General features: G+C 61.8%; 3 protein-coding genes. All 3 read left to right on the forward strand.

Annotated elements, in window-relative coordinates; all coding sequences use genetic code 11:
* Positions 1-61: 61 nt before the first annotated feature.
* The 3 genes from ACQ4WS_RS15165 (at position 62) to ACQ4WS_RS15175 (ending at position 6371) form a co-directional block, all read left to right on the forward strand.
* On the forward strand, positions 62-1561 hold the full coding sequence (locus ACQ4WS_RS15165; protein WP_436477516.1) for a S41 family peptidase: 1500 nt from the start codon (positions 62-64) through the stop codon (positions 1559-1561).
* 162 nt (positions 1562-1723) lie between these two features.
* A complete protein-coding gene (locus ACQ4WS_RS15170; protein ID WP_436477517.1) occupies positions 1724-4447 on the forward strand; it encodes a TonB-dependent receptor plug domain-containing protein in 2724 nt (907 codons plus the stop codon).
* Positions 4448-4571: 124 nt separating this feature from the next.
* Positions 4572-6371 (forward strand): M14 family metallopeptidase, encoded by a 1800-nt coding sequence (locus ACQ4WS_RS15175; protein WP_436477519.1) that lies wholly within the window; start codon positions 4572-4574, stop codon positions 6369-6371.
* The last annotated feature ends 283 nt before the right edge of the window (positions 6372-6654 follow it).

Below are 6654 nucleotides of genomic sequence, written 5' to 3' on the forward strand. Positions count from 1 at the left end.
ACAACGCCTGTTTGCAAAACACATTATAATTTTTCGATAATTTCTTTTCGGAAAGTTCGTCATGCCTTCCCTGCGCCCTCACTCCCTCGCTGTTACCCTCGTATTTGTGTTGAGTGCCTGCGGCGGAGGCGGAGGCAGCAGCGACAGCACGGCCGTCGTGCCACCGGTGACGCCGACGGGCCCCACGGCGCTGGTCGCTTCATCCACGGTGGCGAACCGCTGCGAGGCGCCGCGCAGCGGCAGCAGCATCGACAAACCGGGCACCTTGCTCGATGAACAGACGTGGGTGCGCAGCTGGATCGATGAAATGTATCTGTGGTACCGCGAAGTGCCGACCACCTACCTGCCGCAACGCTTCAGCACGGCCAAGGCGTATTTTGATGTGCTGAAAACGACGGCCACGACGGCGTCCGGCAAACCGAAGGACCAGTTCCATTTCACGTATTCGACGGCCGAATGGGAAGCCTCCCTCAATGGCGTGGAACTGGGCTACGGCATGCTGCTGGCCATGACGCGGCAAGCGCCACCGCGCAAGGCCGTGATCTCGATCATCGAGCCAGGCTCGCCGGCGGCACTGGCGGGCTTGCGGCGCGGCGACGTGCTGCAAACCGTCGATGGCGTCGATTTCGTCAATGCCGCGGACACAGCCAGCGTGAAGATCATCAACGCGGGCCTGTTCCCGGCAGCGCAAGGCACGCACACGCTGGCGTTCAGCCGCAATGGGGCGCCCCTCTCCGTGAGCCTGACGGCGGTGGAGGTCAGCACCAGCGCCGTGCAAAACGAGCGCATCATCGACACGCCCACGGGCAAGGTGGGCTACCTGACCTTCAATACGCATAACAACGTGGCCGAACGCCAACTGGTCGAGACCATGCGCCGCTTCCAGGCTGCCGGCATCAGCGACCTGGTGCTCGATGTGCGCTACAACGGCGGCGGTTACTTGGATGTCGCCAGTGAACTCGCTTACATGATTGCCGGCCCGCAAGTCACTGCCGGCAAGACCTTCGAGCAGGTACTGGCCAATGACAAGACGCGGCCGGAAGCGCCCGTGCCGTTCCATGCGCAAAGCCAGGGCTTCGGCGGCCCGAATCCCCTCGCCAAGGGCACGCCCTTGCCCTCGCTGGGGCTCAAACGGGTGACCTTGCTGACGACCGGCAATACCTGTTCGGCCAGCGAAGCCATCATCAACGGCTTGCGTGGCGTGGACGTACAGGTCAACCTGATCGGCGGCACGACGTGCGGCAAGCCCTACGGTTTCTATCCCACGCCGAATTGCGGCACCACGTATTTCGCCGTGCAGTTCCAGGGTGTCAACGCCAAGGGCTTTGGCGACTTTGCCGATGGCATGGCGCCGACTTGCGACGTGGCGGACGATTACCAGCACCAGCTGGGCGACGCGGCCGAAGGCATGCTGGCGGCGGCGCTGCGCTACCGCAGCAGCGGCAGCTGCACGCCAGCCACGGGCGCCATCAGACTGTTGAGTTCGATGGAGAGTCCGGCCGACACGGCCACGCGCCTGTTGCGGCCGTCTTACAAGGAAATTGCCATCATGCGTCGTTAAGGCGCATGTTTCTGCCATGATCCAGCCTCGACGCCTGGCGGATTCCTGCTCATAAATCTTTCTATATAACAATTTTGATATATAGAAAGATGAATCCATTCGTTCTGTAATTGCTGGCATTTTGATATCTTTCGCCTTCTCCCTAACCTTGAGAAGCGCAAAATGCCTATACAATTCAAGTTACCACCGCTCACCGTCGCCGTACTGGCCATCCTGGGTGGTTCCGCGTGGCAGGCGCACGCGCAAACGCAAGCGCCCGCAGCGGATCAGCAGCCGGCGGCCACCCCGCCAGCCGTCGTGGTCACCGGTTCGCGGATTCCCCGCGCCAGCCTGGAGGGACCATCGTCCGTCACCATCCTGACCGGCGATGAAATCACCAAGCAAGGGTACAAGAACGTCTTCGATGCGCTGACCAACCAGGTACAGAACAGCGGCTTTACGCAAGGCGAAGACTTCGGCAATACGTTCACGCCGTCGGCCAATACCATCAGCTTGCGCGGCCTGGGCCCGAACCACACCTTGATCCTGCTGAACGGCCGCCGCCTGGCCGACTTCCCTGTCGCCTACGAAGGCACGGTCAACTTCACCAACCTGGCGAATATCCCGTCTAGCATTGTCGACCGCATCGAGATACTCAACGGCGGCGCTTCGGCTATCTATGGTTCCGACGCGATTGCCGGCGTGGTCAACGTCATCCTGAAAAAACAGACGGAAGGTTTCGATATCAATGTCAAGGCGGGCGGCACCACGCGTGGCGGCGCCGGCAACCAGCGCGTGCAGCTGACGGGCGGCGGCAATTTCGACAAGTTGCATACCTTGTTCAGCGTGGAGCTGAGCCAGCGCGATCCACTGTCGAGCCTGCAGCGCGACTTCATGGCTACCCGTTCGGGCACGCCGACGAATATCGCGTCGCGCCGCGTGGTAAAAGCGGGCACCTCCGGCAGCTACGTGGACCTGGGCGATACCTGCAATCAGTTCGGCGACTTGTTCGGCGGCAGCGTCGTCAAGTACCAGGCGAAGAACGGCAGCTATTGCGCCAGCCCGAAAGTTGGCCCCACTTACTGGACCACGCAAACCAAGAACCGCAGCCAGAACGTGTTCGGTAGCGCCAACTATGAGCTGTCGGCGGAAACGACCCTGTTCGCCGACTTTCTGATTGGCAAGAACTCGACCGAGAACAACACGCGCGGCCCAACGTGGACGTCGTCGTCGACGGGCAGCAGCTATTTCCGCAACCAGAATACGAATCGCTACGAAGCGTGGACGCGTTATATATCGCCCGAGGAAATGGGCGGCGTGGAGCGCTACAACCGCAAGTGGGACGACCTGGCCACGGCCATCTCGCTGGGCGCCAAGGGCCGCATTCCCGGCACGTCATCCTGGCAGTATGAAGCGAACTACAACGCCTCGGTGTACAAGAGCGAAAGCCACACGCAGCGCGCGCTGGCCAATATCGACAGCTTCTTCCTGGGACCAAAACTGGGCACCGACGCTGCCGGCGTGCCGATTTACGCACCCGATCCGGCCCGCCTGTCGCGCCGCGTGACGGCGGCCGAATTCGACAGCATCACGGGCAATGCCAATAGCGATGACAAGGCCTGGACGAATACCCTGAGCCTGGCCACGAATGGCGACCTGTTCCAGCTGCCCGCTGGCGCGGCGAAGATCGCCACCATCGCCGAAGTGGGCAAGCAGGGCTTCAGCAATGTGCCCGATGCGCGCCTGAACGACGGTTACTTCAACGTCGCCACCAGGTCCGATATCACGGCCGGCACGCGTACCCGCTATGCGCTGGGGGCGGAAGTGAATCTGCCGCTGCATGAAAAGCTGACCGGTACCCTGGCCGGCCGTTACGACCGCTACAGCTTTGCCGGCCGCCATGAAGGCAAGTTCACCTACAACGGTGGCCTGGAACTGCGCCCGGCACCGGAGCTGCTGTTCCGCGCCAACTATGCCACCAGCTTCCGCGCGCCGGACATGAACTACATCTACAAGGCACGCGGTACCGGCTACTATTCGAGTACCACCGATTATTACCGTTGCAACGCGGCCGGCCAGGCCATCGACAAGTGCGAATTCGCCAGCAAGTCGCCGGGCGCCGATTACGTGCAGAATGGCAGCCGCGACCTGCAGTCGGAAAAAGGCAAGTCCTTCGGCGTGGGCGCCGTCTGGTCGCCAAGTTCCAATTTCGACGTCTCCGTCGATTACTGGAACATCAAGATCGATGACCTGGTGACGAACCTCAGTGCCGACAAGATCCTGCGCGACGAAGCCGATTGCCGCCTGGGCAAGCTCGACATCAATTCGCCTACCTGCGCCGATACCCTGGGCCGCGTCGAGCGTTTCGCGGCCAATGCCCTGAACCGCGCTGGCGAGATCAAGACCATCACCGTCAATCCGATCAATGCGGCAAAGCAGAGCAGCAGCGGCATCGACGTGAGCCTGAAGTATTTGCTGCGCACGACAGACTACGGCCGTTTCGCCTTCAAGGCCAACTACGCCAAGGTGCTGAGCAAGAAGTCGCAGCAATTCGTCGGCGACGAAGAGATCGACGAGACGAAATCGCTGACGAACATGGATTGGCCCGATAAGCTGAACCTGAGCGTGAACTGGAGCGCGGGCGACTGGTCGAACACCTTGCTGGTCAGCCGCTACGGCAAGATCCCGAACGGCGCCGGTACGGGCTACCTGACGCCGACGGCGCTGGCCAACATCAGCACCGTGTACCGTATCAACGACCGCGCCACCTTGTCGCTGATTGTCAACAACGTGTTCGACAAGATTAAGCGCGACGACAGCGGCGGCTGGCCGTACTACCCGGTGGGCAGCTACAGCCCGCAGGGACGCCAGGGATGGGTCGAATTCAACTACCATTTTGGCTCGTAGTTCACGCTTGCCAGAGCAAGGCCGGAGCAGCTGACGCTGTTCCGGCTTTTTTATTTGCCAACGCGTTTTTACCGGACTGCACCTCTATAATTGCCCGCTTGTCCCTCTTGATGGAGCTAGCCCGATGCTACGCCATGCCCTGCTGTCCGCTGCCGTGTTTTCCCTGTTTGCCGTCAACGCGCATGCCGCGCGCGATATGCGGCTGTTTTCCCTGAAGACGGCGGCCGAGTACTCGGGTTTCAAGAGTACGGGCCGCTACGAGGAAGTGGAAGCCTTGTGCCGGCGCTTCGAGGTCCACCATCCGAAACAGGTGCGCTGCTTTGAATTTGGCCGCACGCCGGAAAACCGCCCCATGCTGGCGCTGGCCGTTTCCAACTCGGGCGCGCTGACGCCGGACGTGGCCAAGCTGCGCAAGATACCCGTGCTGCTGGTACAGGGCGGCATCCATGCGGGGGAAATCGACGGCAAGGATGCGGGTTTCCTGGCCCTGCGCGAAGTTTTGGAAGGCAAGGCAGCGCCTGGCGCGCTGGACAAGCAGGTGCTGCTGTTCGTGCCGGTCTTCAATGTCGACGGCCATGAGCGCTTCGGCCAGTGGAACCGGCCGAACCAGCGCGGTCCCGTGGAAATGGGCTGGCGCAGCACGGCGCAAAACTACAATCTGAACCGCGAATACATGAAGGCCGATACGCCCGAGATGCAGCACATGCTGGCGCTGGTGAACGCCTGGGATCCGCTGGCGTATGTCGACTTGCACGTGACGGACGGCGCGCAGTTTGAACCCGATATCTCGATCCAGGTCGAACCCGTGCATGCGGGCGATGCGGCCTTGCGCGCGGCGGGAACGGCGCTGCGCGACGGTGTGCTGGCCGACCTGGCAAAGCAGGGTTCTGATCCGAAGCCGTTCTACATGTCGTTTGCCGAAGAAGACAATCCGCAGTCGGGTTTTGTCGATTCGACGCCGAACCCGCGCTTTTCGCACGGCTATTTCCTCTTGCGTAACCGTTTCGGCGTACTGGTGGAAACCCACTCGTGGAAGGACTACGCGACCCGCGTGCGCATCACGCGCAACACCATCGTCTCGCTGCTATCGCAAGTGGCCCAGCATGGAGCGCAGTGGCGGCAAACGGCGCTCGAGGCGGACGCGCGCGCCGCGCAGATGGCCGGCAGCACCTTGCCGCTCACGTATAAAACCACTGAGAAAAGCCGCATGATCGCATTTCGCGGCTATGCCTATACGCGCACGCCGTCCGAAGTGTCAGGCGCGCTGATGACGCGCTATGACGACAAGACGCCGCAAATCTGGAACGTGCCGCTGCGCGACGAGATCGTGCCTGACCTGCAGGTGACCGCGCCGAAGGCCGGCTACCTGGTGCCATGCGCGCAGGCGAAGATGGTGGGTGCCAAGTTGCGCCAGCACGGCATCGCCTACAATGAAATGACCGGCTTCCTCTCCCGGCAGAATGTGGAAATCTTCCGCGCCACGCAGGTGAAGTTTGGCGCGCAGTCGTTCGAAGGACGCCAGACGGTGGCGGTACAGGGTGAATGGCAGAAGGAAGTGCGCCTGGTCGATAGCTGCGTGCTGTACGTGCCCGTCAACCAGCCGAAGGCGCGCCTGGTGATGGCGCTGCTCGAGCCGCGCGCGCCTGACTCGCTGCTGGCCTGGGGCAGCTTCAACACGGCGTTCGAGCGCAAGGAATACATGGAGGACTATGTGGCCGAGGATGTGGCGCGCGCGCAGTTGGCGGCCGACCCGGCGCTGGCGGCGCAGTTCCGGCAGAAGCTGGCCGACGAGCCCGAGTTTGCAAAGAATCCGCGCGCGCGCCTGGAGTTTTTCGCCCGCCGCCACGCCTCGTGGGATGAGCGGCTGAATCTGTATCCGGTCATGCGCGTCGACGTGGCGCCTGTCAGTTTCATGGATTTGTGACGCCCCATACGAGCGCGCCCGGCGCCAGAACTTTGCCGGCCTTGATGGAACGCAAGCTCAAAGGTAGCTGGAAAGTGTCTGGCCGTCCCCGTGATTCTCTAGGGAGCCACTGATTTATTCATCAAACACCGTTCCCTGCGGCGGACCTACCTGAGACAATAACGGCATCCTGACTGTTCGCCATCAATCATGCAAAAGAGCTTTTCCGACCTTGAATACGCCGCCAAGAAGAAACTGACGCGGCGCGACCGCTTCCTGGCCGAGATCGACAGCGTGACGCCGT

Origin of the sequence: Janthinobacterium leeuwenhoeki (assembly GCF_051380795.1) — a bacterium.
GTDB lineage: Bacteria > Pseudomonadota > Gammaproteobacteria > Burkholderiales > Burkholderiaceae_D > Janthinobacterium.

Excerpts from the sequence above, each read along its gene's own strand:
- ACQ4WS_RS15170 (WP_436477517.1), top strand. The coding sequence starts at position 1,724 with ATGCCTATACAATTCAAGTTACCACCGCTCACCGTCGCCGTACTGGCC.
- ACQ4WS_RS15175 (WP_436477519.1), top strand. The coding sequence starts at position 4,572 with ATGCTACGCCATGCCCTGCTGTCCGCTGCCGTGTTTTCCCTGTTTGCC.
- ACQ4WS_RS15165 (WP_436477516.1), top strand. The coding sequence starts at position 62 with ATGCCTTCCCTGCGCCCTCACTCCCTCGCTGTTACCCTCGTATTTGTG.